The organism is Chitinilyticum piscinae (assembly GCF_015223195.1).
Lineage (GTDB): Bacteria > Pseudomonadota > Gammaproteobacteria > Burkholderiales > Chitinibacteraceae > Chitinilyticum > Chitinilyticum piscinae.
In genome coordinates this window covers 736,317-757,391 of sequence record NZ_JADFUA010000001.1, presented here as the reverse complement: position 1 = coordinate 757,391, position 21,075 = coordinate 736,317, and the positions used below count along the sequence as shown (strand labels likewise).

Below are 21,075 nucleotides of genomic sequence, written 5' to 3'. Positions count from 1 at the left end.
TGTGATGGTGGCGCGTTACAGTGCGGTTTCGCCGGTTTCGCCGGTGCGGATGCGCACGACGTGCTGCAAATCAAATACAAAAATCTTGCCGTCACCGATCTTGCCGGTATTGGCGGCTTTCTCGATTGCCTCGATGGCCTGCTCGAGCAGCTCGTCGGAGACGGCGATTTCCACCTTGACCTTGGGCAGGAAATCCACAACGTACTCGGCACCGCGATACAGCTCGGTATGCCCCTTCTGGCGGCCAAAACCCTTTACTTCAGTCACGGTCAGGCCATTGACGCCAATGGCTGACAGCCCTTCGCGCACTTCATCGAGCTTGAAGGGTTTGATGATGGCGGAAACGAATTTCATGCTGGTGCTCCCTCTTCTGGATTCGGATGAGCAGCATTTAGCATGAAGTGTGCCAGCTAATTATTTCTTTTTACTTCAATAGTATATGAACAAATCCAGCATCCGATGCACTGCAACAACGCAGACATTTGCCCCTGCTGCGACATGCTGCACCAGCTTGGTGCCTGCCGGAAATCCGGGCTGGCTCTGCTACACTGATAGCCGGTTCACCACATCGATTCAGGAGTCACGCCATGCTGAAGGAAAAACTGTTTGACGAAATCGCCGGCAAAATCTCCGACGTGATTGCCGCCAGCCCGGCGAAGGATGTCGAAAAGAACGTGCGCGCCATGATGGCCAGTGCATTCACCAAAATGGATCTGGTCACCCGCGAGGAATTCGAGGTGCAGCAGGAAGTTCTGGTGCGCAGCCGTGAAAAACTCACGGAACTGGAGGCGCGTATCGCCGAACTGGAAGCGCGCCTGCAAACCAATAATCCGCAAGACGCACTTTGAGCCTGCCCACCGCCACTGCAGCAACAGCCCGGGATACCGGGCTTTTTTGTTGCAAAAACAAGGGCGAAGTTCGACAGACGCCCCATTTGATGACATAGTGCTGCTCAACGCTTACTAGCGAAGAATGAAACCATAGAAGCAGGTGTAATCAGCCTGCGTGCGAGCTGCCATGTCGACCCCGATTTCTGTCTCCCTCGCGCCGCCGCACGGCCTGTACCGCCCCCTTCCCCTTGCCGATGTGTTCCGCCATGGCTCCCTGATGCAGCGCTGCCAGGTCGGCGGCTTATGGCTGCTTTCGCTGCTGGTCGGCATTGCCTTCTCCATCATCTGCACCAAGCTGAAATGGTTTGGCGTACCCATTGATGTCGCCGGTTACCGGATTTTTGCGACCTGGTATCCGCCCCTGACGCTGTGCCTGCTGTGGAGCGTCTGGTTCGGCTACTGGTGGGGCGCGGTTCCCGCGTTCATTGCCACCCTCGCCAGTGCCATTTATTCCGGCATGCAACTCGGCTGGGGCATCGTGTTTTCCTTTGCCGATCCCCTGGGACTGGCAGTCTTCGCCGTCACCTACCAGGTCATCCAGATCTACAACCCCAAAGGTCTGAGCAACCTGCTGCTGTTCACCCTGCTGACTTTCTTTTGTGCCATCTTCAGCTCGCTGGGCGCGCTGATCTGGGTCTACACCAACAAGCTCGGCATCAAGGATGCCTTTGCCATCTGGCAGGGTTGGTGGGTCGGCGGGTTTCTGCAGATGATGCTGACCGTCGCGCCCTTCATCGTGCTCGCCAGTGGCCCCGTCTGCCGCTGGCGCGAACGGCTGCGCCATTCCGATACGAGCTGCAACACCCCGGAGCTGAACAAGACCGCGCTCCTGACCGTCACGGCCATCATGATGGGCGGGGTTTTCCTGTTTCTGAGCCTGTCGTTCTACCTGAGTGCCAAGGCCATTGCCGGGGTCTCGCAAACCGGCAACCGGGTGGACTGGCAAGCCGTTGCCCGCATTACCGACAGCTCGGCGATGATTGTGTACTGGGTCATGGGGACCTTGTTGGTGGCCATGGCGTTCCTGGGCTATCACATGGTGGTCAAATGGATGGCCAGCCTGAAAGAAATTGCCCGTCAGGCCGAAGAAGCCAGCCAGGTGAAATCGGAATTCCTGGCCCGGATGAGCCATGAAATCCGCACGCCGATGAACGCCATCATCGGACTGGCCAATCTGCTGGTACAGACGCCGCTTACCCCCAAACAGCAGGATTATGTCGGCAAGATCCAGCATGCCTCGGATGCCCTGCTGGGCGTCATTGATGACGTACTCGATTATTCCAAGATCGAGGCCGGCAAGCTCGGTGTGGAGCGGGTGCACTTCCGCCTGGATGAGCTGCTCGACAGCCTCCTGGGGATCCTGTCGCTGAAGGCGTCCGCCAAAGGGCTACAGCTCAGTGCACACCGCGACGAGTCTGTGCCCTTGCACTTATACGGAGACCCGCTGCGGCTGCGGCAGATCCTGCTCAATCTGGGCAACAATGCCATCAAATTCACCGAGCAGGGCAGTATTACGTTGACCATCTGCTGCGAACAGCAGACACCCCAGCAAGCCAGACTCAAATTTACCGTCAGTGACACCGGCATCGGCATCGCTGCTGAACAGCAGCCGCAGCTTTTCCAGGCCTTCACCCAGGGAGACGAATCGATTGCACGGCGTTACGGCGGCAGTGGACTCGGGCTGGCCATCTGTCGCGAGCTGGTACAGATGCTGGGCGGCCAGATCGGCCTGAACAGCGAACCGGGCAAGGGCAGCGTGTTCTACTTCAGCCTTGATTTCGAGCTGGCCGATTCGCAGGCGGCGCCAACCGCCCTGCCAGCCTCCCCGGCGGCGAAGCAGAGCCGTCTTGCCGATGACAACCCGCTCGAAGGCAAACGCATCCTGCTGGTGGAAGACAACCCGATCAACAAGCAGATTGCCGAAGAGCTGCTGCAAGCATGTGGCATCTACGTCGATCACGCGGAAAACGGCCGGGCCGCAGTCGCCATGGTGCTGCAGGCGCGCTATCACGCCGTGCTGATGGATCTGCAGATGCCGGAAATGGACGGCTTCGTCGCCACCCGCCATATCCGCTCGCACCGGCGGCTGCTGGATCTGCCAATCATTGCAATGACCGCGCATACCATGCTGGGAGATCGTGAACGCTGCCTGGCAGCCGGAATGAATGACCACATACCCAAACCATTCCGGCCCGAACAATTGTATGCCGTGCTATGCCGCTGGCTGGATCCAACCCGCGCCCAGAAAGAACTACCGTCCAGCGAAATCCCCCCCGCCGGTGACTGGCCCTCGTTACCAGGGCTGGATCTGGAGTATGGCTACCGCCAGGTCGGGCTGAAGCCCGAGCGTTTTGTCGTACTGCTGCGCAACTTCCTGAGCAATCACGCCGAAACCGCACGCGACATCCGTGCGGCACGCGAGCAGGGGCAATATTCGGAAGTCGAGCGGCTGGCGCATTCGCTCAAATCGGTCGGCCGCTACCTGGGGGCTCCGCGGCTCGCCAGCCACGCCGAAGCACTGGAACGCGCCGCCGCCAGCCAGAGTGCAGAGCTGGACACCCATCTGGATGAATTCGAAGCGGCACTGGACGAAGTCATGCAATCACTGGCCAGCCTGGGTGAACGCCTTAACCCAGCCCCCGCCAGTGCAAGCGCCTAATACCCAACCGCCTATCCAAGGAATAACGTTTATTTTCGCGACACCTGGAAACATACCTTCAAGTAAAAAACAAACCCCGCCGTAGCGGGGTTTGTTTTGGCAGAGAACGCAGCTTACTTCTTGGTCAGCGCGTGGCCACCGAAGGCATTGCGCATCATCTGCAGCAGCTTCATGCCGTAATCGTCATTGCCGCGGCTGGCGAAACGCGCATACAGCGCGCCAGCGATCACCGGAGTCGGAACGCCCAGCTCGACCGATTCCAGAACGGTCCAGCGGCCTTCCCCGGAATCCGGAACGAAAGGCTGCAACTCGCCCAGTTCCTTGTCCTTGGCCAGCGAATCAGCGGTCAGATCCAGCAGCCAGGAGCGCACCACCGAACCGTGACGCCAGACTTCGGCGATTTCGGCTACGTCCAGCTCCAGCTCTTCCTTGGCTTTCAGCAGCGCAAAGCCTTCGGCGAACGCCTGCATCATGCCGTATTCGATACCGTTGTGAACCATCTTGGTGTAGTGACCAGCACCCACCGGGCCGCAATGCAGCCAGCCGCGATCGGCAGCCGGAGCCAGCAGTTCGACAAAGGGCTGCACCTTGGCAATCGCCTCCTTGCTGCCGCCGAGCATGATGGTGTAGCCGTTGGCCAGCCCCCATACGCCACCGGAAACACCGGCATCGACAAATTCCAGACCGGCCTCGGCCAGTTCGGCGCCATGGCGCTGGCTTTCCTTGTACAAGGCGTTGGCACCGTCCACCACCACATCACCGGCACCCAGCAGGCCCTTCAGTTCGGTCAGGGTATTTTCGCTGATTTGACCATGCGGCAGCATCATCCACACCACGCGCGGGGCGGGCATGGCGGCAATGGTTTCAGCAACCGAGGCAAAAGTACGGATGTTGGCAAATTCGCCGCTGAGCTGGTCGCGGGTTGCCGCGCTCACATCAAAGCCAAACACGGTAGCACCACCACGCGCCAGGCGGCGCGCCATATTGCCCCCCATCTTGCCCAGGCCGATCATTGCGATATTCATCGTGTACTCATCTCCGTACTTGCGGGTTGTGCCCGTCATTCAAAAATAACCGTCATGCGGCATGCTGAACAGCATGCCCGTTTGCGTCCCGACTGGCCATCCAGTCTATCCGCAGTATTCCCTGCCGCCTGCTTGACCTGGATTAAAACACGATCCGGCCGGAGCGCTTACGCTTGTCAACAATCACGCAGCAGGTTGCATAAAAACGGGGCGGATTTCACCAGCCCGGCTGCGCGGCAGGCAACAAGGGGCCCGGCCGCATCTGGCGTGCTTCGCCATGCGAGGCACGCTTTTCCTTTCCCAGACCGCATTGTGCCCTGTCAATACCCTGCATGGCTAGGCGGACTAGTGCCAACGGCAGCAGCGGCGACTGGGCGCAGTTTGACCTGCATTAAAGTCGCCGCATTGGGTGCACTCTAAGCTCTGCCCATTGCGCACGACCCGTACCGGATTCCCATGCCCCGCAAACCCCAGCTGATCTGTCCGGCAGGCAGCCTGCCGGCCCTGAAAGCCGCCGTCGATCGCGGCGCCGACGCCGTGTATGTCGGCTTCAAGAACGCCACCAATGCCCGCAACTTCGCCGGACTGAACTTCACCGACCAGCAGCTTGCGGAGGGCATCGCCTACGCACACCGGCATGGTCGCGAAATCCTCATCGCCATCAATACCTACGCACAGGCCGGCCGCGTGGCCGAATGGCGCAAATCGGTCGACCGTGCCGCGGAAATCGGTGCGGATGCCGTTATTCTCGCCGATTTTGGCTTGCTGAGCTACGCGTATCAAACCCATCCGCAATTGCGCCGCCATCTGTCGGTACAGGGCTCGGCCACCAACTTCGCTGCGATCAACATGGCCCACGAGTGTTTCGGGGTTTCCCGTGCCGTGCTGCCGCGCGTGCTGACGCTGCCGCAGGTCGAGTACGTCATCAAGAATACCCCGGTGGAAATCGAAGTGTTCGGCTTTGGTAGCCTGTGCGTGATGGCCGAGGGGCGCTGCATCCTGTCGAGCTACGCCACCGGCCAGTCGCCGAACACCCACGGCGTGTGCTCGCCGGCCGGCTTCGTGCGCTGGGAGCCCGAGGGCCAGCGCATGCGAACCCGGTTGAACGATATCCTGATCGACCAGTTCGAAGCCGGCGAACCCGCAGGGTATCCGACGCTATGCAAGGGTCGCTTTGAGGTAGAAGGCGATACCTACTACGCCCTGGAAGAACCAACCAGCCTCAATACCCTCTCCATCCTGCCGGAGCTGATAAAGATCGGCGTCAGTGCCATCAAGGTCGAAGGCCGCCAGCGCAGCCCCGCCTACACCGCCGAAGTCACCGCCACCCTGCGCGCCGCCATTGATGCCGCCGGCGATGCCCACTATTCGGTCAAGCCGGCCTGGCAGGACGCGCTGACCAAGGTATCCGAAGGTCACCAGCAGACACTGGGCGCCTACTCGCGCCCCTGGCGCTAAGAAGGAAAGCAGCCATGCAACTCACCCTAGGACCCAACCTGTATTTCTGGCCGCGCCAGCAGGTGCTCGATTTTTATGCAGATGTCGCCAGCTGGCCGGTGGCCGACGTCTATCTCGGCGAAGTCGTCTGTTCACGCCGCCATGAAGTCAAAACCGCCGACTGGCTGGCGCTGGGAACGGATCTGGCACAGGCCGGCAAGCGGGTCATTTACAGCACCCAGGCGCTGCTGGAATCGGCCAGCGACCTGATGGGGCTGAAACGGCTGGTCGAAGCCGGCGGGCTCATCGAAGTCAACGATCTCGGCGCGGTCGAAATCGCCCGCAAGGCCGGCGTGCGCTTTGTCGCCGGCGCGACGCTCAACATCTACAACGGCCCGGCACTGGACTGGTTTGCCGCACAAGGCGCGACCCGCTGGGTACCGCCACTGGAAGCCAGCCGCGAAACCGTGGCGGCGATTCTGGCGGAGAAAACCTGCACGATCGATACCGAGGTTTTCGCCCACGGCCACCTGCCACTGGCCTTCTCGGCGCGCTGCTTTGCCGCACGGCATTACAACCTGAAAAAGGATGACTGCCAGTTCAAGTGCCTCGAGCACCCGGACGGCATGCTGGTCGACACGCGCGAAGGCCAGCACTTCCTGCGCATCAACGGCATCCAGACCCAAAGCGCCGCCTGCCACAGCCTGTATGACGACCTGCCACAGTTGGCTGCTGCGGGCATTGGCTACCTGCGCATCAGTCCGCAGGCGACGCACTGCCGCGCGGTAGTCGACGCCTTTGCCGCCCGGCTGGCCAATGCCAGCGCCAGTACCGATCTGGCTGCGCTGCATCCGCAGGGCCTGGTGAATGGCTACTGGCATGGCAAAGCAGGTATTGCCACGCAGGTCAGCTAATATAAAGCACACAAGGATATACCCATGAGCTTACCCCGCCCGCTTGCCACCGTTCTCTCGCGACTACCCGAAGCACCGCCGACCCTGCTGCTAGTCACCGCATTGAATCTGCTGCGCCGCCGCCTGTGGCCGGAAGACGATTTTGCCTGGCTGACCGGTCGCCGTGTGCGCATGGAAATCAGCGACCTCGGTCGTGGTGTCACCTTTTCCTTCGACGGCCGGCATTTCGTGCTCGCCAGCCAGCCGGCCGATGTGGTGTTCAGTGCCAGCCTGGCCGATTACTGGATCATCGCCCGTCGCCAGGAGGACCCGGACACGCTGTTCTTCCAGCGCCGGCTAACCATCGCCGGCGACACCGAACTGGGGCTGCAGCTGAAAAACCTGATGGACGCGACCGATTTCGAGCCGCTGCTGCAGCACCTGCCGCAGGGCTTGCGCAGCCGGCTGGTGATCTAGCTCACCCCGCGCAGGCGCCAGGAGGCGCTGGCGGAAAAGGCTGCGTACAATCGCTAGCCAGCCCACTTTGCTGCCCCTGCCATGCCCGTTGACGAATCAGCCCACACCCCGCCTGTGGCAAAGCCCCGCACACCGCGCCTCGATATCGTCCTGCGCTGGCTGATCGGACTGTTCGTGCTGCTGGCGATCCTGCTGCTGGCCACCATGGGTGGCGCTCGTGGCTGGGATGGGCTGGCCTACCTGATCGGCGCCATCGCTGCCGGTGGCGTTGCGGGCCTACTACTGGTCGTCCATGTCGCGATCATTCGTGGCCTGCCCACCCGCCAGCGCAAGTGCACGCTGATCAGCCTCGCCGTCGCCTGCCCCCTCCTCACCGTACTGGCCATCGCCTATACCCAGCAGCGCTCCCGCATCGGAGAGCCCTTGCCTGACGAACAGCACAGCACCGAGTTCAAACTGGCCGGCGCGATTTTCCCCAAGGGTGGAACCGTGCACTACGTGCAGGGCGGTTTATTCAGCAAAAAGGCCATTGCGATTCATGCCAGCGCGCCGGGCCAGTTGGGCGATCTGCAACTGAGCGCGCTCGAACTGGCGTACCCCAACTACGATGAGGAAATCATCGTCACGCTGACCCGGCCCCAAACCATCGACGGCTGGCATTGCGACTCGGCCTTCCCCGTCGTGCTGTTACGAGACGGAAAATGGCAACTGCGCGAATGCACGCTAGCCAGCAAGCGTCATGCCGGGCAGATCGACTGGCCAGCCGGCACCCGCTATAGCAGCAGCGAATTGGGAATGCGCCTGAACTGGCCCGCCGCCGGGGACGAGCAAGCCGAGGGCTGCCAGCAAGCGATTTCCGCCCTGGGTTACCGTTTCAGTGCCCTGGACTATCAGCCGGATCAAAACAGCGACAAGGGCGATTACAGCGGTACCTTGTGTGATCCCGTCGCAGCCGGGCCGTACACCTTCAAAACCGGTGCAAATTTCCACGCCTACAGCAGCGGCAGCAGCGCGATCTCGGGGCAGACGCTGCCGGAAGGGGCGAAGTACGAATCCGGCTGCGTGGAGAAAGCCCGTCCCGAAGAGCCTTTCCGCAAGTGCGGCAGCTCGGCAGGGCAAGACGCGCACGCGGCGCCATAGCAGGCTGTTTTTCAACAGCCTGCGGTTCGTTTTCACGGCGAAGCCGAGAAAAATGCATGCCAGCCGAAAAATTGGTCGTCGATTTTACAGCTGGCGGTTTGCGCCTGGCGTTGCCCGGTGCTTGATGTCAACCGGAAGCCCGACTTTTCAACACACTGATCGTCTCGCCGGAAGCCACTCGCCCGCCCCGGCGCAGCGCAGCAATCAGATCTGCGCCAGCCCGCCGTCCACGGCCAGCTCGCTGCCATTGACGTAACTTGCAGCCGGTGAAGCCAGGAACAGCACGGCCTGCGCGATTTCGGCGGCGGCGGCGATACGGCCGGCGGGAACAGTCTCGCGCACGAAGCCCTCCAGCCCGGCCATCTGCGCCTCATCCAGCCCCAGCCCACCCGCCTGGATGCCGGTGAGCGTCACGCCCGGGCTGATTGCGTTGACGCGGATCTGGCGATCTTTCAGCTCATTGGCCCAGGTGCGGGCGAACGAGCGCACGGCGGCCTTCGAGGCGTTGTACAGCGCCAGCCCGGCCATGCCCTTGCTCGACGCCACCGAAGCGTTCAGCACGATGCTCGCGCCATCGCCGAGCACGCCCAGCAGCGCCTGCACGGTAAAGAACACGCCCTTCACATTGGTATCGAAAATGCGCGCGTACTCGGCTTCGCTGGTCGCGCCCAGCTGGTTGTAATGCGCCACCCCGGCGTTGACGAACAGCACATCGAGCCGGTCACCGGCGGCGGCAATCGCCCCGCGCAGCGCGTCCAGATCGCCTGGCAGGCTTGAATCCGTGCGCAGCGCCACGGCACGCTCGCCAAGCTCGGCGGCGGCCGCCGCCAGTCGTGCCGCATCGCGGCCGGTGATGTAAACGCGTGCGGCACCGGCGGTGAGCAGCGCGCGGGCTGTGGCCAGGCCGATGCCGGACGAAGCGCCGGTAACGAGGGCAGTTTTGCCGGCCAGGGCCGGCTGGGTCGTGTTGTTCATGAGGGATTTCCTGCTGCGATTCAAGGGATGCTCAGTATCCCGCTGGGATTTTGCTGAAACAATCCGCATAATCATGCAAAGCCAGATGAATGAAATTCACCAATGCAGCAGAATCTCAACGACCTCTACGCCTTTGCCTGTGTGGCGCGGCTGCGCAGCTTTCGCAAGGCCGCGCAGCAGCTGCACGTCACGCCGTCGGCGCTCAGCCATACGCTGTCACGGCTGGAAGAACAGCTCGGCATCCGCCTGCTGCAGCGCAGTACCCGCAGCGTCAGCGCCACCGAAGCCGGTGAACAGCTGCTGGCCGGGCTGGAGCCGGCGCTGGCACAAATCGCCGCGACCTTCGACCTCCTGAACGCGCAGCGCGACAAGCCGGTGGGCCGGCTGCGCCTGAATATCCCGCGTGCGGCCAGTCGCCTGCTGATTGCCCCGCGTCTGCCAGCATGGCTGGCGGCGTATCCGGACATTGCACTGGAAATCGTCTGCAGCGATGCACTGGTCGACATCGTGGCCGAGGGCTTCGATGCCGGCGTGCGCTTTGGCGAAAGCCTGGCGCTCGACATGGTCGCCGTGCCGGTCGGCGCACCGGTCGAATTCGCGCTGGCCGCCGCACCCGCCTACCTCGCCGCGCACGGCGCACCGCAGCGACCGGACGAGCTGCTGGCGCATGAGTGCCTGCAATTCCGCTTTCCCAGCGGCAGCCATTGCCCGTGGGAGCTGCGCGACGGCGGGCAGAAGCTGCTGCTGCAGACGCGCGGCAAACTGGTCTTCGATGACTTCGACCTGCTGCTCGACGCGGCTTGCGCCGGCGCCGGCATCTGCTTTCACTACCGCGACTGGCTCGCACCCAAGGTCGCCAGCGGCGAGCTGGCCTGGGTGTTGCCGGATTGCACCCCGCCACGCGAGCACTTCCAGCTCTACTACCCGCGCGCACGGCATGTGTCCGGGCCTTTGCGGGCGTTCATTGATTTCTTCCGCCCTGGCAGCTAGCACGGCACCGGCATATACCAAATGTATATTCTTGCCAGCCTTGTTAATAGAGGGCCAGGAAAGCATACGCAGCCTAGTATCCAGAAAGCCAGCCCAGATGACCGGGCTCCCCCCCGCAACACATCGGCGTGGCCAGCCTCACTATTGCTTACAAATTGCACCTGATAACATTGCAATTATTCGTCAGCAAATACGCAGTCCATTACCATGTCAGCCACTCCTGCAGACTCACTCCCGATGCCCGCCTGGCTGCGCACCAGCTTTCAGTGCGGCGCAGTGCTGCTGCTACTGCTGTTCGCGCTCAGTTTCATTCAAGGTATCGACGGGTTTCTGGTCGGTCTGCTCATGACGGCACTCAGCCTGCTGTATCTGATGTTGGGCGACTGGGGCAGCCTGCAGCGCCTTTTCGCTGACGCCAGCGGCACCGAGCTGCTGCTGTCGCCCCTCCCCTATCTGTTCGGCCTGATCATCCTGCTGCCAACGCTGGGCTGGAGCTGGCTTGGCTGGCAGGTCTTCCGCAGCCTGGCCTTGAAAGACCATCCACAGGCACGGCAGCGCACCTTTGTCTTCCTGCTGCTACCAGTCATTCTCATCAGCCTGCCAGCCATGTACCGGACGATCATGGAAAGCAAGCCCGTCGACTCGTCCAGCAGCAAGAGTGCAAGTCTTGCCGGCGTGATCTTTCCACCCGGCAGCACATTGACCTATGAGAAAACGGGCTTGTTCAGCAAACGCCTGATCGCCGCGCGTTCGCCACGACCGCTGACACTGGGCTCGCTGGCAATCATCGCCATTACCGAGACCATCAGCCTTGAGGGTTATCCGGACAAGCCGGACCGCATCCGGGTATTGCTGGCCAAGCCGCAGGAAATCGATGGCTGGACTTGCAACAGCCGTGATGAAACCCTGCTCGACCTCACGCCGGCCGGCCCCCGGCTCAGCCACTGCACCCTGATCGCTGACAATGGCGGAATACGCTGGCCTGCCGGCAGCATGGCCATGATGAGCGACAACAATCCAGACAATCCCGTGATTACCGTCTCCACCACCAGCGAATCCGGACCGGCGATCATGGCGGGTGTCGCGTATTGCCGGCTGGAAGTCCGCTATGACACGCAGCGCCGACTGCTGGAGGTTTCGTCCGTTTCCGAGCCTTGCGCTGCCACACAGCAAACTGCCTCTACCCCCTTTTCTGAACCTATTCCCGCCAGCGAGACCAGCAGCCAGTGAAACTCATTCCTCCCGACATCCCCGCGGCAACAACACCAGCGCCGCCCCTGCCAGCCATGCCGCCCTTGCTGAAGAAGCTGTTTCTGGCCGGCACGGCACTGACCGTTTTCCTGTTTGCCATGGTGTTCGCACCCAGCAGCCGTGGTTATGGTGGCCCGGGCGGCTGGGGCGAGGGGATTCTCTACCTGATCGGCGCGGCACTCAGCGCTGGCATCGTCATCTGGAGCTTCATCTGCTGGCTGGTCTACCGCTCGCTACACACGCAGGAACGCGGCAAGCGTATCGGCATCACGCTGCTGTTTTTCCTGCTGCCGCCCATACTGCTGGCCGGGAGCATCGGCTGGGACTGGGTGAAAGGATATCCGGGCCGCACGGAAACCAAGGCTGACGCCCCCACGTCGGCCACCCTGGCTGGCGTCGTTTTCCCGGCAGGCAGCAAGCTGGAATACGAGCAGGATGGCCAGTTTGGGCGCGTACTGGTTGGCGCAACAGCCCGCAAGCCGCTGGCATTTGGCACGCTGCAAGTCACCGGCATCCGCCTGACCGACCCGCCGGATGAACGCCATCTGCGACTCAGCCTGCCTGCGCCACAAACGATTGACGGCTGGAACTGCAGTGAGCAGCAGCATGTCGACGTCAGCAACAACAATGGCGTCATCACGCTCGACTACTGCTCTCTGTCCGGGCAGACCATTGCCGACAGCATCTGGCCACCCGGCACGCTGGTGGAATCAAGCGCGGACGGCTGGTCGGTCTATGCCTCGACCCTGATCGATCCGTCCAGTGCCGAAACCTGTGCGCACCCCAGCATCGTGGCTGGCGTGCCTTATGTGCAGGTCCAGGCGACCTATGACAAGACACGCCAGAAGCTGAGCATCGACTACGGCACCCCGTGCACGGGGAAACCTGCGCAGTAAGCAGGCTTGCAGCAGCGCAAACCGGACGTCACGGCGAAACCCTACACTGCGACATCCACCCATTGCCGAACGAGCCGTAGCCATGAGCACCCTGATCCGCGATCTTGAAAACGCAATTTCGCATCTCACCGGCCAGCCCTTCCATAGCCGGCAACAACACAGCGTCGGTGGCGGCTGCATCAACGAGGCCTTTGTGCTGGGCGATGGCGAGCAGCGCTTTTTCGTGAAAACCAACCGCGCGCGATTGCATCATATGTTTGTTGCCGAAGCCGAAGGCCTTCGTGCGCTGGCGGCCGGCATGCGCGTACCGGAAGTAATTGCCGACGGCGTCAGCGGTGACACGGCCTGGCTGGTGCTGGAATGGCTGGACATGGGCGACAACCCGGAGCCGGCGGCGATGGGCGAGGCTCTCGCTCGGGTGCATCGCGTCACCACACCGCAATTCGGCTGGCACATCGACAACACCATCGGCAGCACACCGCAATCCAATACCTGGCACGACGACTGGGTGAGCTTTTGGCGCGAGGAACGGCTGGAGCCGCAGTTCGCACTGGCCGCCCGCAATGGCTGCCGTTTCGGCAAGGATGCCGATCTGCTGCTGGAACGATTGCCGGTGTTTTTCCACGACTACTTGCCCCAGCCCAGTCTGCTGCATGGCGATCTTTGGAGCGGCAATGCGGCCGGACTGCCCGACGGCACGCCGGTAATTTTTGACCCGGCCTGCTATTTCGGCGACCGCGAATGTGATCTGGCAATGACCGAGCTGTTCGGCGGCTTCGGCCCGCGCTTCATGGCGGCCTACCACGCCAGCTGGGCCATCGACCCCGGCTATCGCGTACGCAAGACGCTGTACAACCTTTACCACATCGTCAATCACGTGAACCTGTTCGGTGGCGGCTACACCAGCCAGGCACGCAGCATGCTGGCCCAGCTGCTGGCCGAAACGCGCGGCTAATCGGCAGCGGCCTTCCGCCTTCTTGAGCAGGCCGTTCCGGGATGTCAACGGAATACGTCCGCAGCAGTTAAGACAAGCACCTTCCACGCCGGAGCCCGCCATGCTGCGCCACTGGTCTGCCCTGCTCGTACTGCTTGCCCTGTTGCCACTGGCTCACGCGGCCAGCGAGGATCACAACCAGCAAACCGCGCTGTTCGTACTGAACCGGCTGGGCTATGGTCCGGCCGCCGGCGATGTCACCCGCGTAACGGAATTGGGCGCACGCGACTGGATCGCCGCACAGTTGCAGCCGGAAGGGATTGCCTTGCCGGCGGAAACGGCAAGGGATTTTGCGGCACTGGCGCAGCGCCAGCGGCAGGCCCTGTCCAGGTTAAGCGAGCTGGCCAGCGCCGGGCGGCCGGATACGGCTGAAAAAGAACGCCGGCAGGCGCTGCGGCGCGAGATCTTCCGCGAAATCGCCGAAGCCGATCTGGACTGCCGTCTGCAGCATGCGCTGCGCAGCCCTCGCCAGCTCGAAGAGCTCATGACCGAGTTCTGGTTCAATCATTTCAATGTCTATAGCGGCAAGGCCGAAGTACGGGCACTGGCCGGTGCCTACGAGCGCGAAGCCATCCGCCCGCATGTACTGGGGCGCTTTCGCGATCTGCTGGGCGCCACCGCGAAACACCCCGCCATGCTGTTCTATCTGGATAACTGGCAATCGGCGGCCAGCGGCAGTCGACGTAGTGAAGACAGCGGCCTGAATGAAAACTACGCCCGGGAACTGATGGAGCTGCACACGCTGGGGGTGGATGGCGGCTATACCCAGCAGGATGTGACCGAGCTGGCGCGCATGCTGACCGGCTGGACCTATGATCGCCGTGCACTGGTTTCACCTGAGTCCGCTTTCCGCTTCAATCCGCGCTGGCATGACACCGGCAGCAAGCGCTGGCTGGGCGAGACCATCAGCAATCAGGGGCTGCTCGAAGGCGAGCATGCGCTTGATGTGCTGGCACGCTCACCGGCGACGGCGCAGCACATCAGCCGGGAATTGGCGCAATTTTTCGTCAGCGATACGCCACCACCGGCACTGGTCTCGCGGCTGGCACGACGCTTTCAAAATAGCGATGGCAACATCCGCGAGGTACTCCAGACCCTCTTTGCCAGCCCCGAATTCTGGCAATCGGCACGGACTCCGCGCTTCAAAACACCCTACCGCTATGTCATTTCAGCACTGCGCCTGCAAGGCATAACGCAGCCACCGGCTCGGCCAGTCCAGGCAGCACTGCTGCAAATGGGACAAGGCATCTATGGTTGGCCGACACCGGATGGCTACAAGGTCAGCGAGTCCGCCTGGCTGAATCCGCTGGCGATGCAACAGCGGCTGGATTTTGCCACGCAGGCCGGACTGGGGCGACTGGACCGGGAGGCTGAGCTCGCCAACCCCGAACGCATGCAAGCCGAAATCACCCCGCTACTTGGGGTTAATACCTTGCAAGTCATCCGCAGCAGCCCGCCCGCCCTGCAGCCAGTGCTGCTGCTGGCCAGTCCCGAATTCATGCACTACTAGGAGCGCTGCCATGAATCGCCGCGATTTTCTTGCCCTGCTGGCTGCGTCGGCAGCACTGACCGTACCAGTAGGACGCAGCGCCTGGGCTGCCGGTACAAACGGGCAGGCCACTGACCGCAAACTGGTCGTAATTCTCTTGCGAGGGGCCGTCGACGGGCTAAGCGTGCTGCCCCCTTGGAGCGATCCGGATTACTACCAGGAGCGCAGGCGTATCGCAATCGCCCGCCCCGGCGAAGAAGGGGGCGCTATCCGGCTGGATGCGCGCTTCGGCTTGCATCCGGCACTGGCCTCGCTAGTACCACTATGGCAGGCTGGCCAGCTTGCTTTCATTCCCGCCAGCGGCTCACCCGACCCGACGCGTTCGCACTTCGACGCTCAGGATTATCTTGAAACAGCCACCCCCGGCACTAAAAGCACTGGCACCGGCTGGCTGAACCGGCTGCTCGCTACCTTGCCCCCGCAGGGCAGCGGCGACCGGGCGCTGTCTCTGGGAGCAACGCAACCGCGTATTCTCACGGGCACCCAGCCCGTCACCATACTGGGCAGCGGCAAGGCAGCCAGCCGGCAGAGTGCCCTCGACCGCCCCCGCATCGCATCGGCTTTCGATGCGCTGTACCGGGGAAATGACCGCCTCAGCCAGCAGTACCGGATCGCCCGCAATAGCCGTGAGCAGTTGCGCATGACGCTGGAAAGCGAGATGGATGAAGCCAGCCGCGGGGCGCCACTTCCCGACGGCTTTGCCGGAGACGCACAACGACTGGGACGGCTGTTGCGCGGCAATCCGGCCTTGCAGATCGCCTTTGCCGACCTCGGCGGCTGGGACACGCACATCAACCAGGGCAGCGGCGAAGGCCAGCTGGCCAACCGGCTGGAGCCGCTGGGCAAGGGGCTGGTCACTCTGGCTCGCGAACTGGGGCAAGATTGGGACAAGACCGTGGTGCTGGTGATGTCCGAATTTGGCCGCACGATTCGCGAGAACGGCACCGGGGGCACCGATCATGGTCACGGCAATGTCATGTGGCTACTGGGTGGCAACATCGCAGGCGGACGCATCCACGGTGAGTGGCGGGGGCTGTCCGAGCGCTACCAGAGCCGGGACGTTCCGGTACTGAATGACTATCGCGCGATTCTCGCGGCAGTCCTGACACAGCATTTGCGACTTGGCGACCGGCACCTCGCCAGTGTTCTGCCGGACATACCTGTAACTGCAGCCGGCTGGCAGTTGCTGCGCAGCTAGATACGCAGGCAGCCGTATCGCCATGATTGCTTCGGCGGGTAAGGCCACCTTTCGGCGTGCGCTCATTCCACGCAATCGCAATCATCGGTTACCATGCGTATCGATTCGTACAACGGGCTTGCCGCCATGTTTCGCTACTTTTGCTGCATTGCCATCTTCTTGCTTGCCACGCCGCTGTGGGCAGACGATGCAGTCATGGTGCAGGCCGAATCGAAGCAGGGGCACATCCTGGTGACGGCAGAATTCACGACCCCGGTTCCGCAAGCACTCGTCTTTGCCGTACTGACCGATTTCGATCACATGAGCGAGTATGTCCCCAGCCTCAAGCACAGCAGGATTCTGAGCACCGGAACACACGAACTGCGAGTCGAACAGAAAGGCGCCGTAAATCTGGGGCTATTCAGTCTGGATTTTGATTCGCAACGCGCGATCGAACTGCATGGCATGGACGAGATCCTGTCGCATTCGCTCGACCAGTCCCAGGGCAAATACAGCAGCAGCACGCAGTTGATGACGAGAGGGGATGTTACCCGGGTCGTCTTTCGCAGCGACTGGGAGCCCAATCAAAGCCTGCTGGCCGAAGTCGGTACGCGCGTGATACGGGATCAGATCTCGCAGCAATTCAGCGCGATGCAAAAGGAAATGCTGCGTCGCAGCAGCAAACTGACCAGCCGGACCGGCGCCCTCGACGCGAACCTGCACTAATTCAGTTTCCGTCCGGAGCAAATCGGCCGTCCGCGCCTGCAGCACACTAGAAGGCTCGGCCTACCCAAAGACGAAGGGGTCAGCACAGAAACGCCAACCCCTTGATTTTATTGGTGCCGCAAAGGTGAATCGAACACCCGACCTACTGATTACGAATCAGTTGCTCTACCGACTGAGCTATTGCGGCAGCAGCTGAAAATATACCCCGCGCCCCTTGCCTTGTCACGATGGCGGCGAGGTTGAGGGGCGTCTAACTGGAACAGTTGTTGCAGGCTCGCCGCAGTCATGGCGTTTTTTTTCGCCAGAAATGACGAAAATTGTCACATCAGCGCATACAATTGCATATTACATGCCGCACCGCTGTGCCCTTCGCACTCCTGGATATCCGGAACATGAAAGATCTCGTCGAATGGTTTTTGTCCTATGGCTGGCTGATCTGCCTGGGCGCCCTGTTTGTTGCCAACTCTTTTGCCGATAGCTTCTTCAAGAACCCGAAGACCGCCAGCAAGATCCTGATTGCGGTCAGCGGTACCTATGTCCTGCTCATGCTGCTGTCGTTGCTGATCAAGCTGGAAATCCTCTAGGCGGGATTACCCAATAAAAAACCGGGCTCAGCCCGGTTTTTTATTGGGTATATGCATAAAGCCTCTTATTTATAAGCCCTGCAGCCCAATACCCGATCAGAGTTTGCTTTTTCCCTGCAAGCCGTCAACCTTGCGCTCACTGATCCGGGCAAAGTAGAACCACTCATTGCCCGGCACGGCGATCGGGCTGGGAAAAACGATGTAGCCGTCGTCCGGAGCGGCCACCGGGGTGCCGTCGCCGCGGTGACCAATGACTTCCCCAGCCTGCAGGCGATCGAAACTGGCCCATTCGCGCACGAAACGGTCTCCCTCATCGAGCCGGTCGACCACCTGGCTGAGCTTGAGCAGCTCGAATTGCTGTTGTTGCTGGGGTGCAGGCGCGTCAATCAGGCCAAGATGCGCCAGCGTGTTGCGAATGGCACGGTAAGCGACTTCCGGTGCATCCGGATCGGCATGCTGGCCGCATTCCAGCGTCAGGGCATAGCCGCCGTGCATGCGGGTGTATTCGGTGGTGCCCACGCCGTAGCAGGGATCGGTGCTGAGCATGCGCGCGCGCAGGCTCGGGCTGGCATCGGCATAGGCCAGCCGGGTCTTCACGCCTTCGGCGTAGGTGTCGAGCCAGCCTTCGACAATGCGCGTGGGGCCAAGGCGCAACGCCAGCGCCTCTTCCTCGGCAGCGCGGGCAAACGGCAGCAGCTCGCCGTTGTTGTTCTGCGGCCCGAGCATGATGAAGGGCTGTCCCGGCGGATTGGTGGTCGAATGCAGGTCGAGCAGGACATCCTGATCGGCCAGCAACGGACACAGCACATTGGCGATGCGGTCTTCGAAATCGTGCGGGATATTGGTCGGCGCCAGATTGCGGTTCAGGTTGCGATCGCCATTGCGCTGCACCCTGGCATGCGCCAGCGGATTGGTCACCGGCACCAAAGTCAGGCGGCCACGCAGGATGGTCAACTCGCCGGAATCCAGTTCACGCATCAGGCGCTCGATGGCCAGCGTGCCGCAGATTTCGTTGCCGTGCACCGCACCGAGAATGATGACGCGCGGGCCGTGCTCGAAACCGGCGTAGACATGGGATTTGAACATGTGGGCGTGATGGACGGTGCTGGTCATGGCGCAACGGGCTGGAGGACGGTGAAGCCCGCCATTATCGGCGCAATCGCGCAGCCTGCCTACTGTGCCAGCACTCACAGCCCCGGCAATAAGCGCATGGTAGAGTCGCGATCTACTTACACAAAACAAACAGCGCTTGCCATGATGTTTGCCCCCGTCGGTGAGCTCGGCATCGCATTGCTGGCTTATCTTCTGATTTATCTGCTGCCACCCCTCAGCATCCTGCTGCTCGTCGCCTTCCAGCGTGACTGGCGGCTGGCACAGTGGCTGCGGCGACACCGCGTCGTGCTGCGCGGCATACAGATGCTGCTGCTGTTGGGCTACGCCTTGATCGGCCTGGTGGTTTTTGATTTCAGACAGTCTGCCCGTGAAGGCGCAATCGAGCGCGCGCAGGCAGACATTCGCCGCCATCCGGTGCTGGCACAGGCCAGTATGGTGCGCGGCATTCTGGCGCCAGCGGGAAGCAAAATCGATCTGGGCTACAGCGAAGACTGGAACGAGGCCAGCAGCGCGGAATTTTCCAGTCCTGTGAGCTGGCAAGGACTGCAACTCACGCACATTGACTGGCGCTACGACAGGCTGAGCCTCGCCGCCCCCGGACAGGTGGATGGCTGGCACTGCGCCGCCGGTGAATCGCTGGCAACACACAGCCTGTCTGACATGCCGCTGCGTCTGGCTTACTGCACACTGGCCAGCCTCACCGTTTTGCCGGACATCACCCTGCCAGCCGGAACCAGGGTGCAAAGCGATATCTACGTGCCCGAGAACAGCTGCATGGTGCGCTGGACGGCAGCGGCAAATCGCGCCCTCGAAACCGGCAGCAAAGCTCCTGCGCCAGCGGATTGTGCCGACTCGAAAGAAGAAGGGGTCGTCGCGGTATGGCTGCTGCACATCCCTGAAACAGCGACTCGAATTCGCTGGAAGAATCAGGGCTGGCACACACTGACCCTGAAACTGGACATGCAGTCCGGCAAGGTGCTGGATTACGGCGGCGAAACGGCCACAGGTGCGCATGATCCGGCGGCACGTGCCGTGGTGAAGCGGTAATAAATTACTGCGGATCAGGCCGTTAACGCAGTAGCCTTCTGCGTCACACAGGAACAAGCCCCATCATGCTGAAACGACTCTGCCTTACCCTGCTGCTCCTCCCGCTGCCGGCCTTTGCCGCACCGGCGCTCTGGCAAACGCTGGATTGCGGCGATGCCGGTGTGCTCAGTTACAGCTATCAGCGACAGGGCAAGCAGCTGGCCATCACGCAGGGCGGGCAGACCACCATCCTGCCTGCACAACGCAACCATGGGGCGCCGCGCTACGGCAACCGGAACCTGCAGATCACGCTGGCCACCACCCCGGTCGTGGTTCGCCAGAAACAGCAGCAGCCATGCACGCGGCAGAACGGGCCCCTCTGGGAAAATGCGGAAAAAGGCATCCGCCTGCAGCTGCCGGCCAGCTGGCCAATGGAACAGATCAAGCTGGGCTTCGTGCGCGATGAAACCGCTGCGCTGCTGGCACCGGGCGCAACCGCCTTCACCCAGTTCAACTGGGCCGATACCGGCGGGCATCCGGCCGTACTGGCACGACTGGTGGTCTACCCGCGCGCGGCCTGGGAGGAACAACTGTCCAGTAATCCGGAGCTGCAGGCGCAATGGCTGGGTGAAAATGGCTTGTATGTCTGGGCGCTGCAGCAGCCTGCCAACCCCGGCATCACGCCTGGCAGCAGCAATGCCCGCCGGCTGGATGGCATGCGCCAGGACATGGACCAATGGCGCGCGGCATTCAGCGTCAGCACGACGGCCAGCGACAGCGACTGATCTTTTCCGGCATCCCCGCAGCACGCCTGCTAGAAAGAATCATGGGACAGCATGCAACCCGTGCTGTCTTCCCTGCCCTTTCCAGTCAGGAGTTCCATCATGCCGAACAGCACCTCCACCCGCGGCCAGGTCAGTATTCTTTCCCGTGTCGACTTTCTGCGCATGGCCTCGCGCGAACTGCCCCAAGCCTTCCTGTTTCTGATGTATGACCACGCCGATGAGCGCACCACCAAGGGGCGCTCGCAGCTGATCGACTACCTCAGCGATATCGGCATGGTGACCGAATCGCAGGCGATTGAAGCCCACAAATCGATCATCATGTATGAGCGACCGGCCGATGCCGTACGCGCCTGGCAGCAGATCAACGACCACAGCGGCGCACTGGCAGCGCATGTCTTCTGGCACGGCATGCAGGACGAAGCCCTGCATCACGACCTGCAGCAATCGCGCCCGAAGGAAGTCAGCCCGCTCGTTCATCACTGAATCAC

The 21,075-nt window shown here is 61.9% G+C and carries 21 protein-coding genes and 1 tRNA gene; 17 read left to right on the top strand and 5 right to left on the bottom strand.

What is annotated here, in order from left to right; translation table 11 throughout:
- Positions 1 to 15: 15 nt before the first annotated feature.
- Positions 16 to 354: a P-II family nitrogen regulator gene (gene glnK / locus INR99_RS03470; RefSeq protein WP_194114887.1), complete on the bottom strand. Its 339-nt coding sequence runs from the start codon at positions 352 to 354 to the stop codon at positions 16 to 18.
- Positions 355 to 587: 233 nt separating this feature from the next.
- Here glnK and INR99_RS03465 point away from each other — a divergent pair, with 233 nt between their 5' ends.
- The gene (locus tag INR99_RS03465; protein WP_194114886.1) at positions 588 to 848 is read left to right on the top strand and encodes an accessory factor UbiK family protein; all 261 of its coding nucleotides are present in this window, start codon (positions 588 to 590) and stop codon (positions 846 to 848) included.
- A 169-nt stretch (positions 849 to 1,017) separates the two neighbouring features.
- Positions 1,018 to 3,549 carry an ATP-binding protein gene (locus INR99_RS03460; protein WP_194114885.1) on the top strand — a complete coding sequence of 844 codons (2,532 nt, stop codon included), beginning with the start codon at positions 1,018 to 1,020 and terminating at the stop codon, positions 3,547 to 3,549.
- A gap of 113 nt (positions 3,550 to 3,662) precedes the next feature.
- Here INR99_RS03460 and gnd read toward each other — a convergent pair whose 3' ends face one another.
- Positions 3,663 to 4,574, bottom strand: coding sequence for a phosphogluconate dehydrogenase (NAD(+)-dependent, decarboxylating) (gnd, locus tag INR99_RS03455; protein ID WP_194114884.1), 912 nt, complete (start codon positions 4,572 to 4,574; stop codon positions 3,663 to 3,665).
- 456 nt (positions 4,575 to 5,030) lie between these two features.
- Here gnd and ubiU point away from each other — a divergent pair, with 456 nt between their 5' ends.
- From ubiU to INR99_RS03435, 4 genes are all read left to right on the top strand, one after another.
- A complete protein-coding gene (ubiU, locus tag INR99_RS03450) occupies positions 5,031 to 6,032 on the top strand; it encodes a ubiquinone anaerobic biosynthesis protein UbiU (RefSeq protein WP_194114883.1) in 1,002 nt (333 codons plus the stop codon).
- A gap of 14 nt (positions 6,033 to 6,046) precedes the next feature.
- The gene (locus INR99_RS03445; RefSeq protein WP_194114882.1) at positions 6,047 to 6,925 is read left to right on the top strand and encodes a U32 family peptidase; all 879 of its coding nucleotides are present in this window, start codon (positions 6,047 to 6,049) and stop codon (positions 6,923 to 6,925) included.
- A gap of 24 nt (positions 6,926 to 6,949) precedes the next feature.
- The gene (gene ubiT, locus INR99_RS03440) at positions 6,950 to 7,381 is read left to right on the top strand and encodes a ubiquinone anaerobic biosynthesis accessory factor UbiT (RefSeq protein WP_194114881.1); all 432 of its coding nucleotides are present in this window, start codon (positions 6,950 to 6,952) and stop codon (positions 7,379 to 7,381) included.
- Between the two features lie 81 nt (positions 7,382 to 7,462).
- Positions 7,463 to 8,521, top strand: coding sequence for a hypothetical protein (locus INR99_RS03435; protein WP_228098045.1), 1,059 nt, complete (start codon positions 7,463 to 7,465; stop codon positions 8,519 to 8,521).
- Positions 8,522 to 8,725: 204 nt separating this feature from the next.
- Here INR99_RS03435 and INR99_RS03430 read toward each other — a convergent pair whose 3' ends face one another.
- Positions 8,726 to 9,496 (bottom strand): SDR family oxidoreductase, encoded by a 771-nt coding sequence (locus INR99_RS03430; protein ID WP_194114879.1) that lies wholly within the window; start codon positions 9,494 to 9,496, stop codon positions 8,726 to 8,728.
- 102 nt (positions 9,497 to 9,598) lie between these two features.
- On the opposite strand from INR99_RS03430, the gene INR99_RS03425 reads away from it, so the two are divergent.
- From INR99_RS03425 to INR99_RS03395, 7 genes are all read left to right on the top strand, one after another.
- Complete coding sequence (locus tag INR99_RS03425; protein WP_194114878.1) at positions 9,599 to 10,486, top strand: LysR family transcriptional regulator; 888 nt, start codon at positions 9,599 to 9,601, stop codon at positions 10,484 to 10,486.
- Between the two features lie 207 nt (positions 10,487 to 10,693).
- Positions 10,694 to 11,716: a hypothetical protein gene (locus INR99_RS03420; RefSeq protein ID WP_194114877.1), complete on the top strand. Its 1,023-nt coding sequence runs from the start codon at positions 10,694 to 10,696 to the stop codon at positions 11,714 to 11,716.
- The gene (locus tag INR99_RS03415) at positions 11,713 to 12,633 is read left to right on the top strand and encodes a hypothetical protein (protein WP_228098044.1); all 921 of its coding nucleotides are present in this window, start codon (positions 11,713 to 11,715) and stop codon (positions 12,631 to 12,633) included. The genes INR99_RS03420 and INR99_RS03415 overlap by 4 nt, the downstream gene beginning before the upstream one ends.
- A gap of 82 nt (positions 12,634 to 12,715) precedes the next feature.
- Positions 12,716 to 13,588, top strand: coding sequence for a fructosamine kinase family protein (locus INR99_RS03410; RefSeq protein WP_194114875.1), 873 nt, complete (start codon positions 12,716 to 12,718; stop codon positions 13,586 to 13,588).
- 100 nt (positions 13,589 to 13,688) lie between these two features.
- Positions 13,689 to 15,137: a DUF1800 domain-containing protein gene (locus INR99_RS03405; protein ID WP_194114874.1), complete on the top strand. Its 1,449-nt coding sequence runs from the start codon at positions 13,689 to 13,691 to the stop codon at positions 15,135 to 15,137.
- Positions 15,138 to 15,147: 10 nt separating this feature from the next.
- A complete protein-coding gene (locus tag INR99_RS03400) occupies positions 15,148 to 16,374 on the top strand; it encodes a DUF1501 domain-containing protein (protein WP_194114873.1) in 1,227 nt (408 codons plus the stop codon).
- A gap of 126 nt (positions 16,375 to 16,500) precedes the next feature.
- The gene (locus INR99_RS03395; protein ID WP_194114872.1) at positions 16,501 to 17,079 is read left to right on the top strand and encodes an SRPBCC family protein; all 579 of its coding nucleotides are present in this window, start codon (positions 16,501 to 16,503) and stop codon (positions 17,077 to 17,079) included.
- A gap of 111 nt (positions 17,080 to 17,190) precedes the next feature.
- Here the strand turns inward: INR99_RS03395 and INR99_RS03390 are convergent.
- Positions 17,191 to 17,266, bottom strand: a tRNA-Thr gene (locus INR99_RS03390).
- 205 nt (positions 17,267 to 17,471) lie between these two features.
- On the opposite strand from INR99_RS03390, the gene INR99_RS03385 reads away from it, so the two are divergent.
- Entirely contained in the window at positions 17,472 to 17,663 is a 192-nt protein-coding gene (locus INR99_RS03385) for a hypothetical protein (RefSeq protein ID WP_194114871.1), read from the top strand.
- 96 nt (positions 17,664 to 17,759) lie between these two features.
- On the opposite strand, the gene INR99_RS03380 is transcribed toward INR99_RS03385, so the two are convergent.
- On the bottom strand, positions 17,760 to 18,776 hold the full coding sequence (locus INR99_RS03380) for a succinylglutamate desuccinylase/aspartoacylase family protein (RefSeq protein WP_194114870.1): 1,017 nt from the start codon (positions 18,774 to 18,776) through the stop codon (positions 17,760 to 17,762).
- Positions 18,777 to 18,917: 141 nt separating this feature from the next.
- Between INR99_RS03380 and INR99_RS03375 the strand changes: the two genes are divergently transcribed.
- From INR99_RS03375 to INR99_RS03365, 3 genes are all read left to right on the top strand, one after another.
- The gene (locus tag INR99_RS03375) at positions 18,918 to 19,823 is read left to right on the top strand and encodes a hypothetical protein (RefSeq protein ID WP_194114869.1); all 906 of its coding nucleotides are present in this window, start codon (positions 18,918 to 18,920) and stop codon (positions 19,821 to 19,823) included.
- Between the two features lie 65 nt (positions 19,824 to 19,888).
- On the top strand, positions 19,889 to 20,587 hold the full coding sequence (locus INR99_RS03370) for a hypothetical protein (RefSeq protein WP_194114868.1): 699 nt from the start codon (positions 19,889 to 19,891) through the stop codon (positions 20,585 to 20,587).
- Positions 20,588 to 20,686: 99 nt separating this feature from the next.
- A complete protein-coding gene (locus tag INR99_RS03365; RefSeq protein WP_194114867.1) occupies positions 20,687 to 21,070 on the top strand; it encodes a hypothetical protein in 384 nt (127 codons plus the stop codon).
- The last annotated feature ends 5 nt before the right edge of the window (positions 21,071 to 21,075 follow it).